At 46.6% G+C, this 24,706-nt stretch carries 20 protein-coding genes and 1 other annotated feature; of the genes, 16 read left to right on the top strand and 4 right to left on the bottom strand.

Annotation, left to right across the window (positions count from 1 at the left end; translation table 11 throughout):
- Positions 1-14: 14 nt before the first annotated feature.
- On the bottom strand, positions 15-893 hold the full coding sequence (locus OB236_RS39195) for an AraC family transcriptional regulator (RefSeq protein ID WP_262688924.1): 879 nt from the start codon (positions 891-893) through the stop codon (positions 15-17).
- Positions 894-1,003: 110 nt separating this feature from the next.
- Here OB236_RS39195 and OB236_RS39200 point away from each other — a divergent pair, with 110 nt between their 5' ends.
- Positions 1,004-2,875: an ADP-ribosylglycohydrolase family protein gene (locus OB236_RS39200; protein WP_262688925.1), complete on the top strand. Its 1,872-nt coding sequence runs from the start codon at positions 1,004-1,006 to the stop codon at positions 2,873-2,875.
- Between the two features lie 69 nt (positions 2,876-2,944).
- Here the strand turns inward: OB236_RS39200 and OB236_RS39205 are convergent, their stop codons facing one another.
- Positions 2,945-5,542 carry a LuxR C-terminal-related transcriptional regulator gene (locus OB236_RS39205; protein WP_262688926.1) on the bottom strand — a complete coding sequence of 866 codons (2,598 nt, stop codon included), beginning with the start codon at positions 5,540-5,542 and terminating at the stop codon, positions 2,945-2,947.
- A 253-nt stretch (positions 5,543-5,795) separates the two neighbouring features.
- Between OB236_RS39205 and OB236_RS39210 the strand changes: the two genes are divergently transcribed.
- The 12 genes from OB236_RS39210 (at position 5,796) to OB236_RS39265 (ending at position 17,769) form a co-directional block, all read left to right on the top strand.
- The gene (locus OB236_RS39210; RefSeq protein ID WP_332843824.1) at positions 5,796-6,911 is read left to right on the top strand and encodes a sensor histidine kinase; all 1,116 of its coding nucleotides are present in this window, start codon (positions 5,796-5,798) and stop codon (positions 6,909-6,911) included.
- Positions 6,847-7,140 carry an ATP-binding protein gene (locus tag OB236_RS39215; RefSeq protein WP_262688930.1) on the top strand — a complete coding sequence of 98 codons (294 nt, stop codon included), beginning with the start codon at positions 6,847-6,849 and terminating at the stop codon, positions 7,138-7,140. The genes OB236_RS39210 and OB236_RS39215 overlap by 65 nt, the downstream gene beginning before the upstream one ends.
- 23 nt (positions 7,141-7,163) lie before the next feature.
- Positions 7,164-7,417 (top strand) — a binding site (T-box leader).
- A gap of 59 nt (positions 7,418-7,476) precedes the next feature.
- Positions 7,477-10,617 (top strand): isoleucine--tRNA ligase, encoded by a 3,141-nt coding sequence (gene ileS, locus OB236_RS39220; RefSeq protein ID WP_262688932.1) that lies wholly within the window; start codon positions 7,477-7,479, stop codon positions 10,615-10,617.
- A 136-nt stretch (positions 10,618-10,753) separates the two neighbouring features.
- Positions 10,754-11,137 carry a PilZ domain-containing protein gene (locus OB236_RS39225; protein WP_262688934.1) on the top strand — a complete coding sequence of 128 codons (384 nt, stop codon included), beginning with the start codon at positions 10,754-10,756 and terminating at the stop codon, positions 11,135-11,137.
- A gap of 194 nt (positions 11,138-11,331) precedes the next feature.
- Positions 11,332-12,273 carry an aldo/keto reductase family protein gene (locus OB236_RS39230; RefSeq protein ID WP_262688936.1) on the top strand — a complete coding sequence of 314 codons (942 nt, stop codon included), beginning with the start codon at positions 11,332-11,334 and terminating at the stop codon, positions 12,271-12,273.
- A 159-nt stretch (positions 12,274-12,432) separates the two neighbouring features.
- Positions 12,433-13,227, top strand: coding sequence for a TrmB family transcriptional regulator (locus tag OB236_RS39235; RefSeq protein ID WP_262688938.1), 795 nt, complete (start codon positions 12,433-12,435; stop codon positions 13,225-13,227).
- A gap of 16 nt (positions 13,228-13,243) precedes the next feature.
- Positions 13,244-14,086 carry a fumarate hydratase gene (locus tag OB236_RS39240; protein WP_262688940.1) on the top strand — a complete coding sequence of 281 codons (843 nt, stop codon included), beginning with the start codon at positions 13,244-13,246 and terminating at the stop codon, positions 14,084-14,086.
- A gap of 23 nt (positions 14,087-14,109) precedes the next feature.
- Positions 14,110-14,661 carry a Fe-S-containing hydro-lyase gene (locus tag OB236_RS39245; RefSeq protein WP_262688942.1) on the top strand — a complete coding sequence of 184 codons (552 nt, stop codon included), beginning with the start codon at positions 14,110-14,112 and terminating at the stop codon, positions 14,659-14,661.
- Positions 14,662-14,797: 136 nt separating this feature from the next.
- Positions 14,798-15,028 carry a hypothetical protein gene (locus tag OB236_RS39250; RefSeq protein ID WP_076236110.1) on the top strand — a complete coding sequence of 77 codons (231 nt, stop codon included), beginning with the start codon at positions 14,798-14,800 and terminating at the stop codon, positions 15,026-15,028.
- 101 nt (positions 15,029-15,129) lie between these two features.
- Positions 15,130-16,272: an MFS transporter gene (locus tag OB236_RS39255; RefSeq protein WP_262688945.1), complete on the top strand. Its 1,143-nt coding sequence runs from the start codon at positions 15,130-15,132 to the stop codon at positions 16,270-16,272.
- A 120-nt stretch (positions 16,273-16,392) separates the two neighbouring features.
- Complete coding sequence (locus OB236_RS39260) at positions 16,393-16,713, top strand: NIPSNAP family protein (protein ID WP_076236108.1); 321 nt, start codon at positions 16,393-16,395, stop codon at positions 16,711-16,713.
- Positions 16,714-16,815: 102 nt separating this feature from the next.
- Complete coding sequence (locus OB236_RS39265; protein ID WP_262688946.1) at positions 16,816-17,769, top strand: aldo/keto reductase; 954 nt, start codon at positions 16,816-16,818, stop codon at positions 17,767-17,769.
- Between the two features lie 6 nt (positions 17,770-17,775).
- On the opposite strand, the gene OB236_RS39270 is transcribed toward OB236_RS39265, so the two are convergent.
- Both OB236_RS39270 and OB236_RS39275 read right to left on the bottom strand, forming a co-directional pair.
- Positions 17,776-17,991, bottom strand: a complete 216-nt coding sequence (locus OB236_RS39270; RefSeq protein ID WP_262688947.1) for a hypothetical protein — start codon at positions 17,989-17,991, stop codon at positions 17,776-17,778.
- Positions 17,992-18,167: 176 nt separating this feature from the next.
- Entirely contained in the window at positions 18,168-18,908 is a 741-nt protein-coding gene (locus OB236_RS39275; RefSeq protein WP_262688949.1) for a hypothetical protein, read from the bottom strand.
- 207 nt (positions 18,909-19,115) lie between these two features.
- On the opposite strand from OB236_RS39275, the gene OB236_RS39280 reads away from it, so the two are divergent.
- The 3 genes from OB236_RS39280 (at position 19,116) to OB236_RS39290 (ending at position 24,696) form a co-directional block, all read left to right on the top strand.
- Entirely contained in the window at positions 19,116-19,790 is a 675-nt protein-coding gene (locus OB236_RS39280; RefSeq protein ID WP_262688951.1) for a response regulator transcription factor, read from the top strand.
- A complete protein-coding gene (locus tag OB236_RS39285) occupies positions 19,780-21,201 on the top strand; it encodes a sensor histidine kinase (protein WP_262688953.1) in 1,422 nt (473 codons plus the stop codon). Before OB236_RS39280 ends, OB236_RS39285 begins: the two co-directional genes overlap by 11 nt.
- Before the next feature lie 288 nt (positions 21,202-21,489).
- Complete coding sequence (locus tag OB236_RS39290) at positions 21,490-24,696, top strand: S-layer homology domain-containing protein (protein WP_262688956.1); 3,207 nt, start codon at positions 21,490-21,492, stop codon at positions 24,694-24,696.
- Positions 24,697-24,706 lie beyond the last annotated feature (10 nt).

The raw sequence follows: 24,706 nt of genomic DNA on the forward strand, positions 1-24,706 counted from the left end.
TCGCTCAGCACCCGTCATTTTTGTCGGAAGTGTTGAGGGGAAATGCCTTCGACTCGCTTGAATATTCGACTGAAATAAAACGGGTCGACATAACCTACCGATTGACCGATTTCCTGAACGCTTTGAGCCGTGTGAAGGAGCAGATGTTTGGCCTGCTGGATTTTTAATTGATGCATGTAATGGACCATTGTGGTTCCTGTGTATCGTTTGAAAATCTGGCATAAATATTCATACTTCCTGTCGGTCATCTGCTCGAGAGCCTCTTTGGTAATATCGGTTTCGTAGTTGTTATTGATATGACTTAACAGCTTTCGGAAGGTCGTATAGGAAGACGGGAACGCACTGTCGGTATGGCTTTGCTCGAGAAATTCGCTTGTTAATATGAATAAGATTTCTCCTAGCAGCAGCGTTGCCTGGAAGCGGAAATAGCCTTTGGGCTTTATTAGTAGCTGGACAAGCTCCTCGAAGCAGCTGAGCAGCTTGTACCTGTTGCGGGTTTGAAACCGTCTTGGCAGGACCAATGCTTCTTCAAAATGCTGCTGAGAGGTCGATGTCTGGCCTGGAGGCGCATGGACGATTTTAAGCTGGGGTGCCCGGTTATAGTCCAGCTCGGTAATATCGGGAGTAGAGGCAAACTGAACCCAAAAAAAATGCCCCTGCCTTTCATTTGGTTGCCAGCCGCGGTGCTGCTCCCATGGCATCAGCAGCAGGGAATCACCGGCATGAAGCGTTAGCTTCTCTTCACCTGCCTGCAAATAAACCGTTCCATCGGCAACCAGAATCAATTCGTAATAGGGATTGTGATGGAATTCCTGAAAGGATTCCTGATTGGCATCAAACAAATCGGCCCATTTCACATCAAGTGCCGAGAGTCTGGAAAGTGAATAGTACATGGCTTCCTCCAAGGTTTTACTGCTTGTAAATCGTAATTATCTGCATGGCTATCTTCCGGGGTCTGACCTTATACTCAACAGTATACCAAAGATCAGAAGGAGCTGCAGTGATGACTATAAGCATTTTGAATGAACAGGATTACTATCGAATCGTTTATGGAGGCTGGCTGGGTAAAAATATCGGGGGCACGCTAGGTGCGCCAGTAGAGGGTGTGAAGGAACTACTGAATCTGGACTTTTATCCTGAGCTTCCGGATGGTCCATTGGAGAATGACGATCTGGATCTGCAGCTCGTATGGCTGCATGCGCTGGAGCAATATGGACCGTCTTTAACTAACAAGGAACTGGGGCAGGAATGGATCGATCATATCTTCTTCCCCTTCGATGAATATGGCTACGCGCTGACGAATCTGAGACGAGGTCTGATAGCCCCGGTAGCTGGCTGGTTCAACAATCCGTTTAACAACTGCATGGGGTCCCCAATCCGCTCGGAAATCTGGGCGATGGTAGCGCCGGGTGCACCGGAAACAGCAGCCCGTTATGCATATGAGGATGCAACAGTTGACCATGCAGGGGGAGAAGGCGTATATGGCGAAATGCTGTTTGCCTCGATTGAGAGCGCTATCTTCTTCGAGCAGGACCGTGACCGTTTGATTGAAATCGGACTTCGTTATATACCCGCTGATTGCCGCACCGCACTTGCTGTAAAGGACTTGCTGCGGTGGCATCAGGAAGGCAAAGACTGGATCGAGGCAAGAGCTCTGATTCTGGACCATCACGGACGGGAGAACTTTACGGACGCTCCACAAAATATCGCCTTTACGATTCTCGGCTGGCTTTATGGAAAAGACTTCGAGGATGCGATTCTGAAAGCGACGAACTGCGGCTACGACACGGATTGTACGGCGGCTACCTTGGGTGCCATATTGGGTATGATTCTCGGTCCTGAGGGCTTGCCTGCGAAATGGGTGCAGCCCGTCGGTGATCGTGTAGTGATCAGTCCCCCGATCAAAGGCTTTCCGGCTCCACAAAATCTGGATGAGCTTACACGACGCACGATAGCTGTAGGGAAGCAGGTTCTGGCTGCATGGCATACAGGAATTATTGTTCATCCAGAGCTTCCTACTACCTTGCAGGATAGAGTGGAGGAACGTGACAGTATAGAGGCCATGTGGAATCGACCTGTAACGGAAAACCGTTATCTGCTGCCAAAAGGTACGTCCAGCCAGCCGAATCTGGAGCTTGTTCTGAATTACGGAGACGAAGGCCCAGCGATTGGAATTGATCAGTCCAAGAACCTCACTATCACTGTGACGAATCGTTCACTGGTTTTGTTGGAAGGCAGCTTGTCACTGGAAGTTCCAGCGGGCTGGAGTGGACCTGCTGCAGAGGTGACTCGTTTAAATCCTGGTGAATCAACGAGCTGGAAAGTAGTTGTCAAATCTTCTTCACAGTCTGAGTCATCCTATCGCTTGGCATTGAATTGGACGCGTTATCATGATGGACACGTATGGTCTGAGGAACGTATTCCCTTTGCTCTGGTAGGTGCTGCACATTGGACAATATGGGGACCGACTAAGGCAGAAAATGGTATCGAAGTTGTGTGTGCGGGAAACAAAATCAATTGGCAAGCCGTCTCTGAAGGCAATTTGATTGGCACGTATCGTGCGAGAACAAACCTGTATAATCCTTCAACTCGCAAGCTGCGTCTGATCGCAGCCGCTAACGCTCCAATTTCTGTTAAGCTGAATGGCGAAACCGTGATCGATTGTCAGAAAATCGTCGAATTCATGCCGGCCTACCACCGTCCAGCGACAGAACAACTGTATGAAGTAACACTTGCAGCTGGAACACATGTGGTTGAGGTGGAGGTGACAGGACAGGGAGAAGATCTTGAAGTGTATGTCCTCCCGGTAGCTACACTGGATACCACGTCGCCAGGTAAGTATTACTATTACACGGATATGATGTTTGTCAAATAAATAAGGGTTAGAAATACAAGGAGCACTCCTCAGGGGTGCTCCTTGTTGTGCATCAGCAGGCTGAATCGATTATTCTTCCAACTCCAGCTCTTGTGAAGCAGCCATAGCTTGGGTACGTGAGGATACTTGAAGCTTCTCATATAGACGCGAGAGATATACCTTAACTGTCCCTTCGGATAGAGTAAGCGCTGCGGCCATTTGCTTATTCGTGAGACCTTGGCGGATCAAGCGTAACAGATTGACTTCCGTCCGATTCAGCGGTTCAGCAGGAAGGGAGGTACGCTCGGTTGACGGTGTGCTAGACTCATGAAATAACTGTAGCAGCATCGCTGGATAGGCTTCGGAGACACCTGTCCATTTCGTTTCGCAAGCTTGTCCTTCTCGATGGTTGCGGTACATTGTCAGTAGTTTCCGCATCGCTGTGCCCTCATCAAGAAAGCTCCTTATGTAACCATTCCTCTCTCCAATAGCAAGCGCTTCGTGAATGTACATCAGGGCTGTATTCCTTTGTCCGCGCTGAGCTTCCAATAGAGCTTGCAAGCATGAAATTTCAACGAGGCTGGAGAGCAGCTGCTCTCTTTCCGATTGGGGCTTCAACTGCTCCAACAGACGTAGAGCCTCAGGTTCCTTTCGTTGTTGGCCGAGCAGTCTGGCTAACGTCAGGTAGGCATACTCTTGATTGAAGGTGGGTCTGACCTTATGTGATATTCCCAACCGAGCGATCAATTTCTTGGCCTCGGAGATCCGGCTCTCCTGCAGATATATTCGGATTCTGAACAGTTGAAGAGTTTCGACCCAGACAGCCTTATAGGTAAACTGCAATGCCAGTTCCAACGCCTCCTCAACTCGATCATGAGCCGATTGGTAATACCCCTCAACAAGATGAATACGTGCTTGTGTAATTATGACGGGGATATGTAGTCCAGGTATGTGCTTGTTCAAAGCGGCTCTTGTGAGCGATGGAAGCAGTTGATGGCAGTCGTGCAATCGGTTCCATTCGTAATACCCCTCACATAGAGATTGCTTAACGTATAAATTGATTAGTGAATCCTGCCAGCCATGTGCGTCGAGCACACCGGTGAACAAGGTACCAATCGTTTCCGTATCCGGAGTAAGCATTCCTTTTAGCCCTAAGGCCGTTCTTCTAACCAATGGTTCGCTCGGGTTGTAATTAAAATTATAATAGATCGGGTCCTTGGGTAAATTGTGTTCGAGAATTCTTTGCGTATAGGTAAACCATTTGCCAAAATCCCCGTTAGCAAACACGAGATTGGATCTCACGAACAAAATTCCACTCTGCAGCTGTTTATGGTGATCCTTTTGCTCCATACCTTCACATATTTGTTCAATACGGGTCAATTGGATCTCTGCTTGCGGCAGTTGGCTGGTCACGACAAGTATAAAGGCATATAAAAGCGACAGCTCAGGAGAAAGCGTGAACGACTGTGGGACGCTGTGAAACCAGTTCAATAAGGTGGTCATTTCCCCACGCTGCAGCATAGCTGGAATGTGCTGCTCCAAATAGGTTTCCATCAATGAATAGTCCTCTGCTGCTATAGCATGATCGATAGCATCATCCATCAAGCCAAGTTCCGATAAAGCAGTACTTGCCATTCGGTTGGATCTCAGCCATTGTTCAGGATCGGTTTTCTTCAGCAGCCCTCGCAAAAATTGAGAAAATAAATGATGATATCGGAACCAGTCATTATGATCATCGAGCGGGATCAGAAACAGATTCAGGCTTTTGACTGTCTCCAGCATTAGAGCACCATTCGTACTTTCGGTGACTGCATTACAAATCGAAGCCTCCAGCTTGCCAAGAACAGAGGTTTGAACAAGAAATTGGTAAATATCGATTGGAAGCTTGTTCATGACCTCGTGGAACAAATAATCCGATACATCCCGGTGATTACCTTGAAAGGCTTCAATAAAACGGTCGTAATTGACTTCGGCTCGCAGGGAAAGCGCTATTAATTGCAGCGCCGTAATCCAGCCCTCTGTCTGCTGCACCAACAGCTCAATGTGCCGATGCGTTAGCTCTGCCCCCGATAGCTCCCGATAAAATTGTTGGGTTTCCATCGCTGTGAATTGCAGCTGCAGTGTATCAATCGCATTGCGTTGCTCCTTGGCCATCCATTTTATCGTCGAAAATGGCAGCTCGGCACGGCTGGAGATGATCAAATGTGTGGTTTCGGGCAAATAATCGATCATATAAGCCAGGCTGTCATGGATACCCGGGTTCTGAATGGTGTGATAGTCATCCATAATGACAGCAATATCCTGCGTGAGAGCGAACAGCTCGTTAAGCAGAGCATCCAGAAAGGAAGTCGTCGATAAAGTAGGCAGTGCATCAGCCAACTGCAGCATTTGCTTACCGTTGTCTGGTGGTACGGACCTGGCTAGCGCATGGGTCATATACCGCCAAAAACGAATAATATCATTATCCCGCTCATCGAGTGATAACCAGGCACAGGGCAGCTGCCGGGTGTATGCCCACTGGGACAGCAGGGTGGTTTTGCCGAAACCAGCGGGGGCGCAGACTATGGTAAGACGGCCCTTCAGGCCGTAGGTTATAGAATCGACCAATCGTTCTCTTGGAATTAGGCGTTCTCTGGGAATAGGCAGAGTGATTTTACTTTGTAACAGGATTGAATCCATGGATTTCATCAGAATGCCTCCGTAACTTGCGACCACCTATCGCTTCCATATCGTACAAGCTTACGATTTATTATACGAAAATCCTAGCGAAAAGTTAACTTGAATAAGCAGTCATAGTGTTGTTATTCTATATATCCTGTACAATAGACGGGGGAGGGATAGCCATTAATTATTTTGTTACATTTTTGATTAGCTTGAGTGTCCTGATTACGTCTGCATACTTATTCAATTTATGTTTTAAATACATATTTCAACATGCAACCTGGAAAGTAAAACAGGCTGGTCTAGTCGGCATTTTCATTTTTGCGGGCTGGCTTGCCATGTTTTTGGTGTACAGGGCCAAGGATCGACACTGTTCGATTTACGTGCGCTGCCGATTGTGTTTGGCACGCTTTTTTTTCGTGATCCCCGGCTCGTGCTGATCATTAGTGTCGGAATTGCAATTTCTCGGTATACCATTTCCGGGTTCACGGCTCAGGCATTTACCGGTTCCATTAATATATTATTGCTCGGTTGTCTGGCCGCATTTCTGGTTGCCTTGTATCGAAAAAAAGCATGGAGCTACAATAGAAAAGCTATCATCCCCATCATCTCGATGAATACGCTTCAGGTGATCGGTATCGCTACTTTTGCTTCTATACCGAGGCTCAATTACTTGCAGCATATTGGCCCTTATACGTACCCGGCTGCACTTTTGTTGAATGCCTTCTTCGTATTCATTTTGAAGGATTTCTATGAGGAACAGCTGCGTGCGCAGAAGAATAAGACGATGAATTTGGTCCTGCGTAAGCAAAAAAGGGAGCTGGAGGAGAAAGCACTGCAGCTGCAGCTGGCCTCCCAATACAAATCTGAGTTTATTGCCAATATGTCGCACGAGCTGAAAACACCACTGAACAGCATCATTGCGTTATCCCAGCTGCTTCAGGAGGAGGACAGGTCCCGCTATTCGGAGGAAGAGATCAGCTATGGCAAGATTATACATACCTCCGGCAATGAGCTTTTGAAGATGATCAATGATATGCTGGATATCTCCAAAATGGAAACAGGTAAAATGGAAATCGTATTAGAAATGGTATCTGTAATGGAATTGGTTCAGCTTGTCCAGCATCAATTTGTTCCAATTACGAACCAGAAAAGCTTGCAATTCAAGGTGGATCTTCAAGAGAGTGTCCCTGTGTTCATCGTGTCCGATGCCCAAAGGCTGGTTCAAATTTTACGTAATTTGCTCACGAATGCGGTCAAATTTACAGATCAGGGCAGCATCACCATGCAGATCTATATGGATAAAGACTCTCGGTCTGGACACAATAGGCTTGAAAAGTCGGAGGATTGGATCGTATTTTGTATACAGGATACAGGATACAGGCATCGGTATTGATAAGGATAAGCAGCATCTGATATTCGAGGCCTTTCAACAGGAAAATGGTACGTTTACCCGCCGTTATGGTGGAGCAGGGCTTGGTTTATCGATCAGCCTGAAATTGGCCGGACTTCTCGGTGGCACACTTGATTTGCAAAGCACCAAAGGAGAAGGTAGCAGCTTTTTCCTGCGTTTGCCTGTGCAGCCTGTTGCTCTCCCCATTGACAATCATCCGAAAATGTTGTAAAAGTAGATTAAGTTCAACATCATTTAAATTCGTTAACGAGAAAGAGTATACTAATCACTTGTTCCCCAGAGAGTTGGCGCTTTGCTGAAAGCCAATGTTCATGTGTTAGTAGAAAATCCTCTCCGAGAAGTAAAGCTGAAGTCACAGTAAGCTTTAACGGGATCCCGCCGTTACAAGGGCCGCGCATGTTGGTGCGTAGTTTGAGGTGCTGTGAAGGCTAGCAAGTTAGCTTAACACAGAATTAGGGTGGTATCGCGAGTTCAATCTCGTCCCTTACAGGGGCGGGATTTTTTTGTTTTTTTACCAACATTTTGATTACCAAAAGGAGTGGATCGTATGCGTACAGTTGATGTGAAAGAGCAGGCAGCCAAGAGGGAAAAGCGGGTATATGAGCAGTGGGTACAGGAGCAAACATTCTCCAGGTCCATCAATCAGCGGTTAGGCAAGCCGAGGTTTGTGTTCTACGAAGGGCCGCCTACTGCCAATGGAGCACCCCATATAGGGCATATGCTGGGAAGAGTCATCAAGGATTTTATATGCCGCTACAAGACCATGTCTGGCTACCAGGTATTGCGTAAGGCGGGTTGGGATACCCACGGTTTACCCGTAGAGCTGGGCGTGGAAAAGGAGCTTGGAATCTCGGGCAAACAGGAGATTGAAGCATATGGCGTCGAAAAATTTATTGAAAAATGCAAAGCGAGTGTCTTTCGTTATGAAAAGCAATGGCGCGAGCTGACGGAATCCATCGGCTATTGGACCGATCTGGATTCGCCGTATATGACGTTATCCAACGATTATATCGAAAGTGTGTGGCACATTTTGTCCCATATTCACAAGGAAGGCCTATTGAATAAGGGACATCGCGTCAGTCCATATTGCCCAAGCTGTCAAACGACGTTAAGCTCACATGAATTGGCGCAGGGCTACGAGGATGTGAAGGATCTTAGCGCGACCGTTAAATTCAGGACTCCTGCAGGTGAGAGCTTCCTTGCCTGGACCACAACACCCTGGACCTTGCCGGCCAATACGGCGCTTGCTGTTCATCCCGATCTGGATTATGTCAAAGTCAAGCATAACGACGAAGTGCTCATTTTGGCCAAAAGTCTGCTCACCCAGGTGATTCAAGGCACCTATGAGATCGTGTCCGAGCATAAAGGCCGTGAATTTGTGGGTATTACCTATGAAGCTCCTTATCCAAGTGAAAGTGACGAGCCCCAACGTACAGTGAATCAAGCGAATTCGAATGCAGCGGGTTCTCCAACCCGATATATTGTCATCGGTGCAGACTTTGTCAGCGACTCCAGCGGCACAGGAATCGTGCATATCGCTCCAGCTCACGGGGAGGATGATTACCGCGCGGCGCAGAAGCAGGGGATTGGTATGCTGAGCGTGGTCGGTTTGGATGGCTGCTATACCGAAGCTGTTCCACAATTCGTCGGTCGGTTTGTTAAAGACTGTGACGTTGATATTGTCAAGGATCTGTCCAAGCGGGGATTACTGTTTGCCAAGGAGAGATACGAGCATAGCTACCCTTTCTGCTGGCGCTGCCATACACCGCTTTTGTATTATGCGATGGAAAGCTGGTTTATCCGGACAACCGCGATCAAGGAGCAAATGATAGCCAATAACCGTTCCGTGGAATGGTATCCAGGTCATATTCGGGAAGGGCGTTTTGGCAAATTTCTCGATGAGCTGGTCGATTGGAACATAAGCCGTAACCGTTACTGGGGAACCCCGCTGAATGTTTGGGTCTGTCAGGATTGCGGATGCGAGCATGCACCAGCAAGCGTAGCTGATTTACGTGCCCGGTCCGTACAGCCTTTGCCGGATAATCTGGAGCTTCATAAGCCTTTTATCGATGACGTGAAGCTGAATTGCTCTGAGTGCCCGGGTGAAATGGTTCGGACATCTGAAGTGATCGATGTATGGTTTGACAGTGGTTCGATGCCTTTTGCCCAGCACCATTATCCGTTTGAGAATCAGGAAGCCTTTGCCGACCAGTTTCCGGCGGACATTATCTGTGAGGGGATCGATCAAACCCGCGGATGGTTTTATAGCTTGCTAGCCGTATCCACGCTGTTCACAGGTAAAGCTCCCTATAAAGCGGTGATGGCGACAGGTCATATTCTCGATGAGAACGGTCAGAAAATGTCGAAAAGTAAAGGCAATGTCATCGATCCCTGGGAAATCATTGAGGAATTTGGTGCGGACGCTTTCCGTTGGGCGCTCCTGGCAGACAGTGCACCCTGGTTAAGCAAACGTTTCTCACGAAATATTGTAGCATCAGCCAAATCCAAAGTCATCGATACGTTGGTGAATGCCCATTCTTTTTATGTAATGTATGCGACTATCGATCATTATGAACATGCATTGGACCACAAGGCAGGTTCTGACCATTCGCTGGATCGCTGGATCATTTCCCGGCTTAACCATACGATATCTGTGGTGAGCGAAAGCTTGGAAGGCTTTGATTTTATGACTGCGGCTCAAGCCATTGAAGGTCTTGTCGACGAATTCAGCAACTGGTATATCCGCCGCTCACGGGAGCGCTTTTGGGGTCATGGTCTGACGGAGGACAAATGTGCTGCTTACCGAACCATGAGGCAGGTGCTCCTGGATATCAGCAGGATGATAGCTCCGTTCACCCCATTTCTCGCTGATGAAATCTATATGAACCTGGCGGATGGAGGCAGCGTCCACTTAGCTGATTATCCTGCCCTGGATTCGACAGCCATCGATGCAGCTTTGGAGGATAACATGGCCCGTACCCGGCAAATTGTGGAGCTTGCCCGCAACATCCGTAATGATACAGCGATCAAAAACCGTCAACCGTTATCGGAATTGATCGTAATTACGGATCAAACACTCCATGTTGCTGATTTTGAGGAGATTATTAAGGATGAAATGAATGTAAAATCGATTCGAGTTGAGCAGCATGATGATAATTTAACTGATTATGCACTGAAAATGAATCTGAAGGTTGCGGGTCCCAAGTATGGGAAGCTCGTATCCGGCCTGCAGTCCTGCTTGCGAAATATGGAGCAGTCGGAAATCAAGAATGCACTACAGGTTGGTTATGTGGATTACCGTCCAGCAGACGGAGAGCTCGTCCATGTCCCTACGGAGGAAATGTTAATCGAACGTCAGGCCAAGATCGGCTACGCATCGGCTACAGGGTATCAAATGACCGTATCACTGAACACAACCATCACACCGGAGCTCGAAAAAGAGGGGATGATCCGTGAATTGATCCGTGCCGTTCAGGATCTTCGCAAGAAATATGATCTTCCGATTGATCAACGAGTGGAGCTTATCATTGAAGCAGATGACGAAACCCGAAACAGTATCATGGAATTTGAGTCTTTAATCCAGGACAATGTGCTGCTGCGTTCTCTGAAATTTGGCAGCATCATTGAAATGGAGCAGGTTCAGATCTCGGCAGCAACGGTGAAAATAGGGTTAAATGCTTCGGTGTAACTACCAGGGTTGAAGCCCAAGCTGTGCCGCCAGGATTTCATAACGATTTGAATTCCACTTGACTAAAGCTTTAAAATGATCAGGAACATCCTGTGCTATACTGATCGTATTAACTTATGTCTTGAGGTGAGCTAGTTTGGCAGCCAGTCGAAGAAAAGAACCACTCCGATATCAATTTGCCGAGAATATTGAATCTCCATTTACGATTATTGAAATCAATGGTATGGAAATGAATAGCAAAGATGTGGGAGCCAGGCTTGTTGACTTGAGTCAGAACGGATGTCAGATTGAGTCTTTCTTAAATCTCAAAGCAGCAGATAACGATATTAATATTACCGTGAAATTTACCCTTCTGAATCAACATATAGAAATTACAGGCCATATCAACTGGCAGCGGTCAACGACCTATTGCCACTATTACGGTATTGAATTTGTCAAATCAAGCGTAGGCGATTATGCCTTCATTATGCAGTACCTTAAATCGTATTCCAGAAGCAAAAGTCAAAGCATAGCAACTTAGCTCGGTTCATAAAAATAATCAGAAATAGCCGTTAAATCTCCTCTAAGGGGCTTTAACGGTTTTTGTTGTTGTATAAGTTTCCTATAACTTACTGCAAAGTTACTAAAGGAACAATTATTCAGTACTTACCTTGGAATGAACTTTAACTTACAATCAATAGGTAACTTAAACTCATTCCATGGAGGTATAACTTAATGAAATATCGTAGACTTGGTGGTAGTGGTTTGAAGGTCAGTGAAATCAGCCTCGGTAGTTGGATGACTTATGGAGGTTACGTGGAAAATGAAAAAGCCGTCAAATCTATTGAGCAGGCGTATGACCTCGGCATCAATTTTTTCGATACGGCCAATGCCTATGAACGAGGCGAAGCAGAAAAGGTGGTAGGCCAAATATTAAATGCTTATCCTCGTGATTCTTATGTTCTGGCAACCAAAGTATTTTGGCCGATGGGCGATGGCCCGAACGACCGCGGTTTGTCACGTAAGCATTTGATGGAGCAGTGCCAGGCGAGCTTGAAGCGTTTGGCTGTGGACTATGTTGATATTTATTATTGCCATCGGTATGACCCACAAACTCCAGTTGAAGAAACGCTGCGGGCGATCGATGATCTGATAACGCAAGGTAAAGTACTGTATGCGGGCATCAGTGAATGGACTGCAGCCCAAATGCAGGAAGCATTGGCAATTGCAGATAAATATTTGTTGGACCGGATCATTGTTAACCAACCGGTCTATAACATGTTTAACCGTTACATTGAGAAAGAAATCATTCCACTCGGTACCAAAAGCGGAATCGGTCAAGTCGTGTTCTCACCGCTTGCGCAAGGTATATTGACAGGCAAATACCGTCCTGGTTCTGCTATACCAGCCGATAGCCGCGCAGCAAGCAAAAATTGGGGAGAGAATAATTTAAAAGAAAGCCAATTAATCCAAGTCGCGCAGCTGGAGAAAATCTCCGACGAATTGGGTATTAAACTTTCGCAGTTAGCCTTGGCGTGGATTTTAAGACAGGAAAATGTCGCCAGTACTTTGGTCGGTGCTAGCCGCCCGGAACAGGTAATCGAAAACTGTGCCGCTTCTGGCATTACTTTGGACAGCGAAGTGCTTGAGAAAATCGAAGCTATATTAAACAATTAAAACCAATTTCGATCAGCGATTGAAGGATACATTCACGATTCCGAGGATGTATCCTTTTTTGTCATTGTAAACCGCAATTTTATTTGATAATATGGAATCAACATCAATAGTGATTACTATAATAGTAACTAATATCTGGCGTAGAAATGGGGATTGCGAATGGAAGAACTGTTAGGGAATATTCAAGCTATGGGGTTAACTCAATATGAAGCCAAGGTATACCTTTCCTTGGTTCCGCTCGGACTCTCAAATGCGTATCAGATCAGTAAAATATCGGGGGTACCGCGGGCGCGAGTGTACGATGTGCTCGATGGCCTGGTGCAGCATGGATTGGTCATGAAGCAGGAAAGCGAGGGTGGAGCCCACTACTCGTCTTTACCGGTAGATGTCTTCCTCGAGTCGATGAAATCAAAATGGGAAGAAACGTACAGCAGTCTGGAAAAAGAATTGAAAGCGCTTGAGAAGCAGGAGCGCGAGCCTGAAATCTATGTTTCTACAGTAAAAGGGGAGGACAACATCCTCTCTTTTTGCCGGGTCCTTATTCGACGTGCCCGCAAGCGTATCGTACTTTCCATGTGGGAACCGATGTATTGCAATCTGATGGAGGATCTGAAGAAACGGCAGGAAGGCTGCTTGCTGAGAGGCATATTATTCCAGGTGAATGATCCACTGCCTGGGCTGGAACTCCACCGAAAAACCCATTACGTAGAGCATGTTGACCACCCTTGGTTCATTGTATCGGTAGATGGTCAGGAGCTGTTCTACGGTAATTCCATAGAACAAGGCGGCAATGCGTTTTATACGGATGATCCGGCTCATATTTATTTGCTGGAGGATTATATTTGGCATGATGTACTTGTAAATCGTTTGGTAGGTGAAGAAAAGCGGGAAGAAATGGACCAATGGATTGCGCCCGCAAGAAAAAGCTTTTTCGGGCAAATTCGAGAATCGTAGAGAGGATGACTGAATCATGAGGACCATTCATGTTGATCAAATTCGTGATACTGTAGCTATTTTATGCATGGAGGCTTGCTATTACTTACCGGAGGATATTGTTGAGGGCTTCCGTAAAGCAAGTGCCACCGAAAAATCTCCTCTGGGCAAAAGCATTCTGGATCAATTGCTCGAAAATGCACAATTGGCTGCCGAAGAGGATCGGCCGTACTGTCATGATACTGGGCTTACTGTCGTATACGCCAAGGTGGGGCAGGATGTCCATATAGAAGGCGGCAGCTTCAATGATGCGATTCACGATGGAATCAGGAAAGGCTATAAGGATGGCTACTTGCGCAATTCAATTGTAGGCGATCCTTTATTGCGTAAGAATACGAATGATAATACACCAGGGGTCATTCATACCGAAATTGTTCCAGGAGATCAAATTAAGCTCACAGTGCTGCCGAAGGGCGGTGGAAGCGAGAATATGAGTGCAATGAAGTTTCTGCTTCCAGGAGATGGCGCTGCCGGAGTCAAAAAATTTGTGATGGATACGATACTGGCAGCAGGCGGCAGGGCATGTCCACCTTTGGTTGTAGGTGTAGGCATTGGTGGAAGCTTTGATAAAGTAACCGAGATTGCCAAGGAGGCGATACTGCGGAATGTGGGCGAATATCATCATGAACCGCATATTGCCGAGCTGGAGAAGGAATTGCTGGAGGAAATCAATAAGACGGGGATTGGACCGCAGGGTCTGGGCGGAACGAGTACAGCCCTATGGGTGGCGGTGGAAACGTACGGCTGCCATATCACCGCGCTGCCGGTCGCCGTTAATTTACAATGTCATGCTGCACGCAAGAAATCCTGTGTACTCTAAATTATAAAAGGTGGTGCTGAATCTTGGCCAAAATTGTTCTGGAGACACCTCTAACGAGAGAACAAGTCTTACAGTTTCGAGCAGGCGATGAGGTATTTCTGAATGGAACCATCTATGTCGCGCGCGATGCGGCGCATAAGCGGCTGCTGGAGCTGATTGAACGCGGCGAGGAATTTCCCGTAAATTTGAAAAATGAAGTTGTCTTTTACGCAGGGCCGACACCACCGAAGCCAGGTCAAATCATCGGCTCGATCGCGCCGACAACCGCTTCACGGATGGACCCATACACACCTGCTATGTACAAGTATGGAGTCAAAGCTACCATTGGTAAAGGACCGCGAAGCCAGGAGGTAAGAGAGGCCTGTACACAATATGAAGCCGTATGCTTCGCTGCAATTGGTGGTTTATCTGCTCTGCTGGCCCAGAAAGTCAAAGCGGCCGAGGTTGTTGCTTATGAGGATCTTGGGCCGGAAGCCATCCGGAAGCTGACAGTGGAGCAATTTCCGGTGATGGTTGTATATGATTCTCATGGTGGAGATATGTATGAACAGGAAATTGCCAAGTACAGAACGTAAAAAATAATTGAAATGTGTATTGTAAAACAGGTTTGGAAGCGTTACAATAATTATTAAGACACACTAAATCATTTTTAATGAAGTTATATTGTGCATCATTGCTTTTATTCCTTAACCGAGAAGGGATTTGATTAACATGACTCCATTAAATGCTTACCCAAACTTTGCAGACAAAATTTACGAAATGCAGGAAATATCCACCGATTGTTATCGTACGGATCCTGAATTGTTTAGTGTTATTGACAGTCTCGTCAGGGCCTGTAGCATGATGAGTGACTCGGCGTCGGAAATGCATATTAACAGTCAGCTTGAGATGGCCTATAATGGATTGAAAAAATACAAAATGGAACGGATGAGCAGCCTTTAGGGCTGCTTTTTTTTGTCATTTCAGAACCCAAGTGTCTTCCCACAGCCCGCCGCTCTTGATACAATAGTGAGAAATGTCTGAGCGTCGAGAGGGATGTATGCATGGTCTACTTTTTACTTTTTTATATGGTTATTTATATGGGAAATGCGGTGTATGGTACGTTCCTGCCGATTTACTTTCAATCTGTTGGGGCGACACCTTCAGAAATCGGTACGCTGCTAAGCCTGGGACCGTTAGTGGCTCTGCTGGCTCAGCCCTTCTGGGGTTCGCGTGGGGACCAGGCCAACAATAAAAACACGATATTGATGATATTGATCATCGGCTGTGGCAGCATCATGCTGTTTTTTCCACTGTCCACTATGTATGTGTTTTTAATGTCGATGGTATGCTTATTTACGTTCTTTCACACGTCGATTTTTGCAATTAGTGATGCCATTACATTGCAGGAGCTGGAAAAGCAGAAGCGCTGGTCGTTTGGTCTGATCCGTCTGGGTGGAACGATCGGCTTTGCCTTGATGTCAATTGCCTTCGGCTTTATAGCGAAGCTGAACATTAACTATTTATTTCCTGTCTATTCACTGGTTATGCTGGTAGCCTTGCTGCTGCTGCTTCGTTTTCCCAAGGCTCCTGGCTATCGGATGACAGGTGATAAAGTGCGGATATGGGTATTGTTCAAACAGCGGAAGCTGATGATTTATATGGGGATCAATGTGATCCTGCAAATTACTTTAGGATACTACTATACGTTCTTTCCTGTTTACTTCAAGTCGATGGGAGGCGATAGCGTCCTTCTTGGATGGTCCATGGTGATCTCCTCGATAAGCGAGATTCCTTTTTTGCTTGTGGCAAAGCGAGTATTCGAGCGAATTCGGATGACACATGTTTTGTTGATAGCCAGTATCGCAACGGCTCTCCGTTGGTTCGCATTTTCGTTGACGGATAATCCACTTTGGGTGCTGCCTGCCCAGCTTCTGCATGGATTGATCTTTATTGTGCTTTCTGTGACGATGGCGATGTATATCAATCAGGAGGTTCCCAAGGAGCTAAAGGCCAGCGGCCAGACTTTGAACGGTCTGCTCAGTCTGGGTGTTGCCAGAATTATTGGCAGCTTTATTGGAGGATATGCCAGCGAGGCGGTTGGGATGAAAGAAGTGTTTTTCTACAACGGGTGGATTGCTCTTGGCTGCGTTGTTAGTGTTCTGATCGTGAATGCATGGGATAAAAAAGCCGCCACTGCTGCTTAAAAGTTAGAGGTACTTTACTTCACGAAACTAAGTTTCAAACAATTCAGTCATTTTCGATAGTGGATTTGTCACTTATAATAGGGAAGGTAAGTAATTAAATGAGGAAAAGAGGACGACCTGATGCTGTATGAGCTTCGAATTTATTATATTCATCCTGGCAGGATGCAAGCTATCAACGACCGTTTCGCTAATCACACCTTGAATATTTTCTCCAGGATCGGGATGAAGGTTACCGATTTTTGGGAAGACACCGATGCGGAAAGCAACAAATTGGTTTACGTGATGGAATTTGCCAACCGTGAAGAGCGCGACGCCAAATTCGAGATTTTCAGGAACGATCCGGAATGGCAAAAAGCAAGAAACGAGTCAGAGCTGGATGGGGCTATTGTTGAACGAGTAGAAAGCGTTTTCCTGAAACAAGCTGCTTACTTCAATCGATAAAATAGGAAATATAGAATTCATGATGCCAGCTTTGTTACACAAAGCTCAGTAGATGCTTACGATGCCAGCTTTGCCAAGGCAAAGCACTGAGGAGGAAACCAAATGGAATATGTCAGATTAGGTAAATCAGGACTTAAAGTGTCAAGACTTAGCTTGGGCTGCTGGAACTTCGGGAGTCCAACTCCTCCCTGGGGGAAGCCGGGTAAGGTCACGCCTACAGATTCTTTTCGCATTATCCGTGAGGCTATCGATCTTGGGATTAATCTGTTCGATAATGCTAACCGTTATACGGGTGGAGAGGCCGAAGAAATCCTTGGCAGGGCGATCAAGGGTCGTCGTCACGAGGTTGTCGTGGCTACGAAGGTGCATGGTGACGTAGGACCCGGCATTAATAACAGAGGCCAATCCCGTCTGCATATTATGCAGGAGGTCGAGAACAGCCTGCGACGGCTGGGCACTGACTATATTGACCTCTACCAGGCCCATAATGTTGATTATGAAACTCCGCTTGAGGAGTCCTTACGCGCTTACGATGATTTGATCCGTCAAGGCAAGGTACGTTACATAGGCTGCTCGAATTTCCCGGCATGGGTGCTAACGAAAGCATTATGGGTCAGTGATGTGAATAAGCTTGCCAGCTTTATCTCTGTGCAGCCTAATTACAGCCTGGCTAACCGGGTGGTAGAGAAAGAGCTGCAGCCGATGTGCGTGGATCAAGGAATCGGGATGATCCTCGACAGTCCGATGGGCGGCGGTATTTTGTCCGGTAAATATGAATCCAATATTCCAAGAGGAAGCCGCGGAGCCGAGGAACCGGCCGTTGCGGAACGAGCTAAGAAATTTCAGGAGGGTGTTCAGCTGTTAAAGGACATCGCGACCGAGCTTGGCAAAACGCCCGCACAAGTAAGCTTGAACTGGATTGTTAATCGTCCCGCAGTTTCCGCAGCTATTATTGGCGTAAGTAAGCTTGAGCAGCTGCATGAAAATGTAGGTGCTGTAGGCTGGAGTCTCAGCGAGCAGCAAACCAAACAAATCGATGAGGCATTTCCAGTTTAAACTGACTTAACGCTGTTTGGTCTCGAAAAACTCACACGCTGCTCTCGGATAATAAAATAGTCCGCTTACGCCGGATTGCACAACGATGGTTTGATCGTCAAAGCGGGTAATCACAACTCCGGATTCTATAATATGATCGTCTTTAAATATTCGGATGAGAGCTTGTTTTTCCATGGCTTCATTAAATTCCTGATCGGTTTCCAGTCGGCGATTTTGTGCCATTGTATTCTCTCCTCCATCATGTATGTATCTATATCAACATCTCTATGACATTGTAGCAAAAGTTCGGGCAGTAGTCATGCAGCAGATGAATAATGACAAAAGGGACAGTCTCCTATAATCCGAGGATTATGGGGATTGTCCCTTATTTTAAGTATGATGCTCACCTTGGAGGTGAATTACTCAGTTGTTGCTGCCGCAGGAGCCGCGGAGGATGCTTTTGGTTGGCGTTTTTCATCTACCTGTTTGGTGATTCTTTCGGTTTCTTTCTTGACTAGACCATCAATCAATTGCTGCTTGCTGACTCCTTTTTCCAGAGCGATTTCGCTTAATGATTTGCCAGCCTTCAATTGATCTCCGATCTCCTTGGTTGTCAAACCTATAATCGAGGAAGCTGCTTCCAAGCCGCCGCCCGGACCTCCAAAGCCACCAGGGCCATGTCCATCGCGTCCTTCAGGCCCCTTGCCACCACGTTCGCCTGGTCCGCCCTTACCGCCAAACTCTCCAGCTTGATCCACCCTCTTGGTGATCATTTCCAGCTGTTTCGCTTTTCTTTCATCAGCTTGTGCTTGTGTGATTTTGCCGTCTGTAACCGCTTTGGCTAGTCTTTCAGCATCCTGTTTCACGAGAAGATCGATGATTTGCTGTTTGGATATGCCTTTGGCTTCTCCAATAGCCGCCAACGATTTACCTGCTTTCAATTCGGTATGAAGGGTAGCTTCATCAATATTTAAAAGAGTCAATAGCTCCTGATTGGCGATACCACCAAGCTTCACCTTGTCTCCACCTTTGAATCCCTGTGCTTTGTGCTCAGTTGATGTATCTGTGGATGTTGTCGTCGTAGCTGACTGTGCATATGCTGTACCAGCAAGTGCCATAAGGGCAAGTCCTAAAGTAATGGGCAGTAGTTTCTTTTTCATACTCGAAATCACTCCTGATTGGTTTATTTTGGGTACGCTTTTGGGCGCACTCTTAATATATCCTTGCAAAGTGAAAATTAGGTGAAAGGAACATTATTCCTACATAAAAAAATATTATCTAAGAATGACGAATAGCATGAACAGTTTTCACTAATTTTTCATGTAATCATGGTATGCTTTCTTCTATAGAGAAAGGGGTGCAGCACATTGAATATTTTGTTAGCGGAAGATGATGCCCGTCTTGGCGAGCTGATTGTACATATGCTGAAGAGGAAAGCCGGTTATCAGGTAGATTGGGTGATGACAGGTAATGATGCCTGTGATTATGCCCTGGCTTCACATTACGATGTGTTAATTATGGACTGGATGATGCCGGATGGATCTGGTGTAGATGCTTGCCGAAGGTTGCGGAAATCAGGGTATTCAGGTGCCGTACTGATGCTGACCGCAAGGGATTCATTGGAGGATCGTGTCGAAGGTCTGGATGCCGGGGCAGACGATTATGTCATTAAGCCATTCGAAATCTCCGAGCTGTTGGCCCGAATACGTGCGCTATCCCGCCGCAACTATGCTCCGATTACGGAAGAAGTAGTGCATTTTCAAGATATTAAGCTGAATCGTACCGGATATTCCGTGCAACAAGGTGGAATCGCGATCCAGCTAACACCCCGCGAGTTTCAGCTGCTGGATTTGTTGGCACACAATAAGGGTCAGGTGCTGACCCGGGAAGTGATTTTGGACCGGATATGGGGTTACGATACCGATGTTTCGGCCAAGATCGTGGATGCAACCGTCAAGCTGCTTCGCAAAAAGCTGGAACCATTCGGCTCGGAGGAACTCATACAAAGTATTCGCGGGGTGGGGTATAAGCTTGAAGGATAAATGGTTGAAGTGGATCGTCAGGCGTTGGGGAAGTGATATCTTTCAACGCACACAAAGCCGTTTGACGCTTGTGTACAGCGGACTATTAATGCTGTTTCTTATTATTTTTATAGTGATCGTGTATGCATTGCTCTACTTTATTATCCTTAACGATCAAGAGCGTGAAGTCGAAGCCGTGGTTGAACAAGAGGTGCGACTGATCGAGGAGCATATGAATACGAATAAAATACTGGACACGCGAATGCTGGAGATTCAGGGTGTAATCGGACCCTCCCAGGACCAGCTTTTTAATTACATTATGGGACCGAACGGCCAGCTGCTATATGGAAACGATATCGGTCGGGGGCTGCGTCCCCAGCTATTGGATTTGTTAAAGGGCTGGACCCCTAAGAAAAATGAATTGCGCTACGACAAGCTGAGATTATCCAAGGATCGATTCGGGGATCGCCGTTTCCCTCGAGGATATAACAAACCATTGGATCAGGCGAATACTCAAGAGATTCGTTTGCTGGCAGCAGGTAAAGCGATTATGCAAGGGAACAAGCAGGTCGGTACTTTATATGTAGGCAAAAATATTTCCTATAACTACGAGCTGTTTAATTGGTTATTGTATATTTTTGGTGGATTGGCGGTGCTGTTTTTTGGAATTGCGCTGTATATGAGCCATATCATGTCAAGACGGGCGATGATCCCGATTATACAATCCTATACGAGGCAGCGAGAATTCGTGGCTGATGCGTCGCACGAGTTGAGAACACCGCTAAGTGTCATGCTGTCGTCCATCGATTCACTGGAAATGGAACAGACGGAGGAGACGGATCCGTTTGTGCGAAAGCTGCTGGTGAACATGAAGGATGAGGTTAAACGCATGACCAGACTGGTTAGTGATCTGCTGCTGCTGGCTCGTTCGGATACGCCGGAATATATTTTGCATTGGGAAGCTTTTGATTTGGAGCCTCATGCCCAAATGATTGTGGAATCCATGAAAAATTTATCCGGTTCCAAGCAAATTGATCTGCAAATGGTTGCCTCAGGTAAGCTTGAAATCGAGGGAGATGTGGAACGTTATAAGCAGTTGCTCATCATCCTGCTGGACAATGCGCTGAAGTATACGCCAAGCGGCGGTAAGGTCACTTTGAGGCTGTCACTAAATGCCAGCGATATCAATCGCAAGCTCGTCATGGTTGTTGAAGATAACGGTATTGGGATTGCTGAAGAAGAACAGAAGCAAATATTTCTGCGTTTTTATCGCGCGGACAAATCCCGTTCCCGACAGATGGGCGGACATGGTCTGGGGCTGGCTATTGCGAAGTCGATTGTAGATGCCCATCACGGTACCATTGATGTCAGCAGCACGCTCGGCGAGGGAACGAGCTTCACCGTAACATTTCCGGCGGCCAGGAGTAGTTGAGTGGAGTGGGATGGGATGAGGTTGAAGGAAAAGCAGGTAACCTGAGGCGGCAGTCTTGAGGTACCTGCTTTTTTCATACATGCCAGAACGTGTAAACGGCCTTACTATCAGCATATTTCAACACCAATGCAATATAATGTTCAATTTCCACAGAATGGGTAATAAGTATTATCTCGCGTGTTTGTTCATCACAATTCATGGATACCATCCAGATACGAACGCCGCACTTATTACATAGGCTTTACTTGTCCATTGCTTGACAAAATCGATTTATTGGGGGAAATATGTATGAAAAAAAGCTTATCAGTTATTGTATCTCTGTCCGTCGTGTTCTCAACTCTTGCTCTGGGAGGTGCGGTATCTGCCAAAACCTCTGCGGATTTCAATGATTTGAAGGATCTGGATGCTACGACGAAAGCCAAATTTGATTCATTGATCGGTGCGGGAATATTTGACGGTGTCAGTGAAGGCACATTCGGCCTGAAGGACAAAATGAACCGTGCCCAATTTGCAAAAGTAGCCGCTTTGATATTCAAGCTAAAGGTGGACAACACGCTGACAGCCTCCACCTTTACGGATGTAAAGGCAAGCGATCCGGCCAACGGCTATGCATTACCTTATATAGAAGCTATCGTGAAAGCGGGGATAACTGACGGATTCGCGCCAGGTCAATACAATCCCGCAGGTGAAGTAACGAAAGAGCAGTTGGCTGCATTCCTCATTCGCGGACTGGGTATGGAAAACCAGGTAAAAGCAACAGCTGGATTGAACGATCCAACCATATCCACCTGGGCTCAAAGCTATGCGGCTTTGGCGATCAGCTTGAAGCTGCTTCAGGCGAATGCGGACGGTACGTTTGGCGGCATGACACCGGCAACGCGTGATTTGCTTGTGTTATCCTCCTATGAATCGTCCCAGCAGTATAAGCCAATATTTAGCGGCAAGTATGGGATCATTTCCTTCAAGGCGAGTAATTCCAATGCATTCACGGTTCAATTCAACGGTGCCCTGCCTGACACCTCGGCAGCCAAGCTGATCCTGACTCGTAATGGTTCACCGGTAACAGGTGGATATACAACCAGTTGGAATGATGATAAAACAACAGCGACCTTGACTTTGGATAATAAATGGGATGCGGCAGCATGGGGCGTTACGCTGGATGGCGTATCGAATCTGGATGAGTCGGCCAAAACCGCTCAATTTACAACGACTGCGGAACAAATCACGGGTATCAGTTTCCTGACCGCTGGCGATACGCTGCCTAACGATAAACGGATTCGTATTGATTTTAAAGCAGCTAATCAGTATGGTGGCCAATCCTCTTTATCGGCGAGCAATTTTAAAATTTATGCCAGCAAAGGTACAACAACGGTCATTGGCGGGGAGCAAGCCTTTTATCTGGATTTACCTGATGGTACGGTTAAAGGCGAAGGGGTTTCCATCACGGTCATCTATGAGTCAACAAGCATACAAGGCAATAAAGTATTCCAGATTGGGGATAAAAGCACCGTATCCAGGCTGGAGGTCGGGCAGCTCGTTAATGATTCCGGCAACAAGCTGGATGCGATTGCTTCCAAGGGCTACGCTTATCTGAATGTAAAGGCCTATGACCAATACGGTATTCGTGTGGAAAATAAAGCCGATTTGAATGCGGGTATTGTGGTACTGACGAATGATTCCGACCTGGAAAAAGGTAATGATGGCGAGAATCTGGCCTTCGTTGACAATGTGATTGGGGACTCGGCGGCAGATCTGAAGCTGCGCTCGGTATCTGATAAAACGAAGGATGTTACCATTTCCCTTATCGCCAACGGGTCGGGACAGACCTATACGAAGGTGATCAAGATCTCTGGCAACCAATCGGCAGCAAGTTTGGTTTTTGGTGCTTATAATTACAGCTTATCCAAGGGTGATGTGCCGACAGGGGATGAAGCGACCGATGCGAAGTTTTATGTGCCGATTATTGTGAAGGATTCCCAAGGTAATCAACTGACGCCACAGGAAATTTATGATCAACGGGCCAAATTCAATATTTTCTCCAACGGTGGTGTAACACTGGCTGCTGATCCTATATCCAATAATGGCTCGCATAAGGGTATGATCGCAATTACAGGTGTGATCAACAAAGATAATTCAACGATCACCATCCAGCTCAAGGATAGTCCGGATGTGAGAGCCCAGCTGACATTAAACGGCAATGAAGAGCGCAAGGCTGACGACATTCGCTTCTCAATTACACCAGCCAAATACATGACTGCCGGTACTAATAATGAGTTGAAAATCAAACTATATGACCAATTCGGCGGCGAGCTCAAGTACGATGCTGCTAATCAATATGTAGTTCGCTACTCCTTGAAAGCCAATTCAGGAGATGCCGCAACGCTTGGCGCTACCAGTCTTGCAAGCACGCAACGGACGGATCAGGCTAACAGCGCCTCGCCGCGAAAATACATTTTGCAGCCGATGACATTGGGTCAGGAGGTATACCTGGACTTTAAGCTGGCTCATGATTCATCCGATATGAGTGTGGATTCCGTGTTTGATAAATCATTCAATTTCTACACCGGAACTGGCGCAAAAGCTGCGAATTATTTGTTCAAGGCTTCCTTGTTGAAGGCGGATACGAATGGCAGCATTGCTGTGAATGGGGTTAACTATGCAGAAATTGATTCGGTTTCAACGACAATGAGTGTTATTGACCCTAACGATTCTGCGAATAAGCTGACTTATGAAGCTTATCTGGATCATTCAAACAATACTTTACTGGCGACTGATGATTATTTGAGCACAGGATCAGGGGCGGCAGGAGCGAGCAGCGTCTATGACAACTACCGCGGATTTGCCAAGGAAGTCAAAATTAGAGCTAAGCTGGACAATAGCGAGATCGTCAAGGTGCCTTCTTCCGTTGTTTCGGTTACGTCCAGTAACAATCAGGTAGCCGATGCAGCGAGCAAATCTGCCGATCAGAATGGCAGTCGGTTCGTTGCCGGAGGCAAAGCGGGAACAGCCCAGCTCAGCATCCTGTACAACAATGGCCGGAATGAAATTGCTAATTCGAAGATCGATGTAACCTCGAAGAATGAAGGTCCGGTTGTAGGCAGCATCGTGCTGAACAAGACAGGCAAGGAAGTTGCCTTGGCGGAGCTTCAGGCAGGGCTGTATATCTGGGATACGAAGCTGGCTGAGAAAATAACGGTTACTGATCAATACGCTGGTGAATTTGTAGCAGAACGTGCACCTGGGGCTTTGAGTGAGGAAGCAGCTGTTTCACGTAATGATTTGTTTAAAATTGGAAATACAGGAACGAATGGTAATGAGGTACTGAAGCTGAGCTTCTTTATAAGCAACGTAGTAGGCAGCAAGCCAAGTGCTGTTACTATAGATAAAATGGGTAAAGCTCAATATACAGGTGCTGCAGGCGACGTAACCAGCTTTAAAATTAACATTGTGGCACCAAGCAGCCAAACGGCCTCCTTTGATGTCAATGTAAAATAATCGGTACAAT

This window comes from Paenibacillus baimaensis (assembly GCF_025567575.1).

Bases quoted from the DNA above. Each gene is read 5' to 3' on its own strand.
- OB236_RS39195 (WP_262688924.1), bottom strand. From the start codon at position 893: ATGTACTATTCACTTTCCAGACTCTCGGCACTTGATGTGAAATGGGCC.
- OB236_RS39200 (WP_262688925.1), top strand. From the start codon at position 1,004: ATGACTATAAGCATTTTGAATGAACAGGATTACTATCGAATCGTTTAT.
- OB236_RS39205 (WP_262688926.1), bottom strand. From the start codon at position 5,542: ATGAAATCCATGGATTCAATCCTGTTACAAAGTAAAATCACTCTGCCT.
- ileS (WP_262688932.1), top strand. From the start codon at position 7,477: ATGCGTACAGTTGATGTGAAAGAGCAGGCAGCCAAGAGGGAAAAGCGG.
- OB236_RS39230 (WP_262688936.1), top strand. From the start codon at position 11,332: ATGAAATATCGTAGACTTGGTGGTAGTGGTTTGAAGGTCAGTGAAATC.
- OB236_RS39235 (WP_262688938.1), top strand. From the start codon at position 12,433: ATGGAAGAACTGTTAGGGAATATTCAAGCTATGGGGTTAACTCAATAT.
- OB236_RS39240 (WP_262688940.1), top strand. From the start codon at position 13,244: ATGAGGACCATTCATGTTGATCAAATTCGTGATACTGTAGCTATTTTA.
- OB236_RS39250 (WP_076236110.1), top strand. From the start codon at position 14,798: ATGACTCCATTAAATGCTTACCCAAACTTTGCAGACAAAATTTACGAA.
- OB236_RS39255 (WP_262688945.1), top strand. From the start codon at position 15,130: ATGGTCTACTTTTTACTTTTTTATATGGTTATTTATATGGGAAATGCG.
- OB236_RS39260 (WP_076236108.1), top strand. From the start codon at position 16,393: ATGCTGTATGAGCTTCGAATTTATTATATTCATCCTGGCAGGATGCAA.
- OB236_RS39265 (WP_262688946.1), top strand. From the start codon at position 16,816: ATGGAATATGTCAGATTAGGTAAATCAGGACTTAAAGTGTCAAGACTT.
- OB236_RS39270 (WP_262688947.1), bottom strand. From the start codon at position 17,991: ATGGCACAAAATCGCCGACTGGAAACCGATCAGGAATTTAATGAAGCC.
- OB236_RS39275 (WP_262688949.1), bottom strand. From the start codon at position 18,908: ATGAAAAAGAAACTACTGCCCATTACTTTAGGACTTGCCCTTATGGCA.
- OB236_RS39290 (WP_262688956.1), top strand. From the start codon at position 21,490: ATGAAAAAAAGCTTATCAGTTATTGTATCTCTGTCCGTCGTGTTCTCA.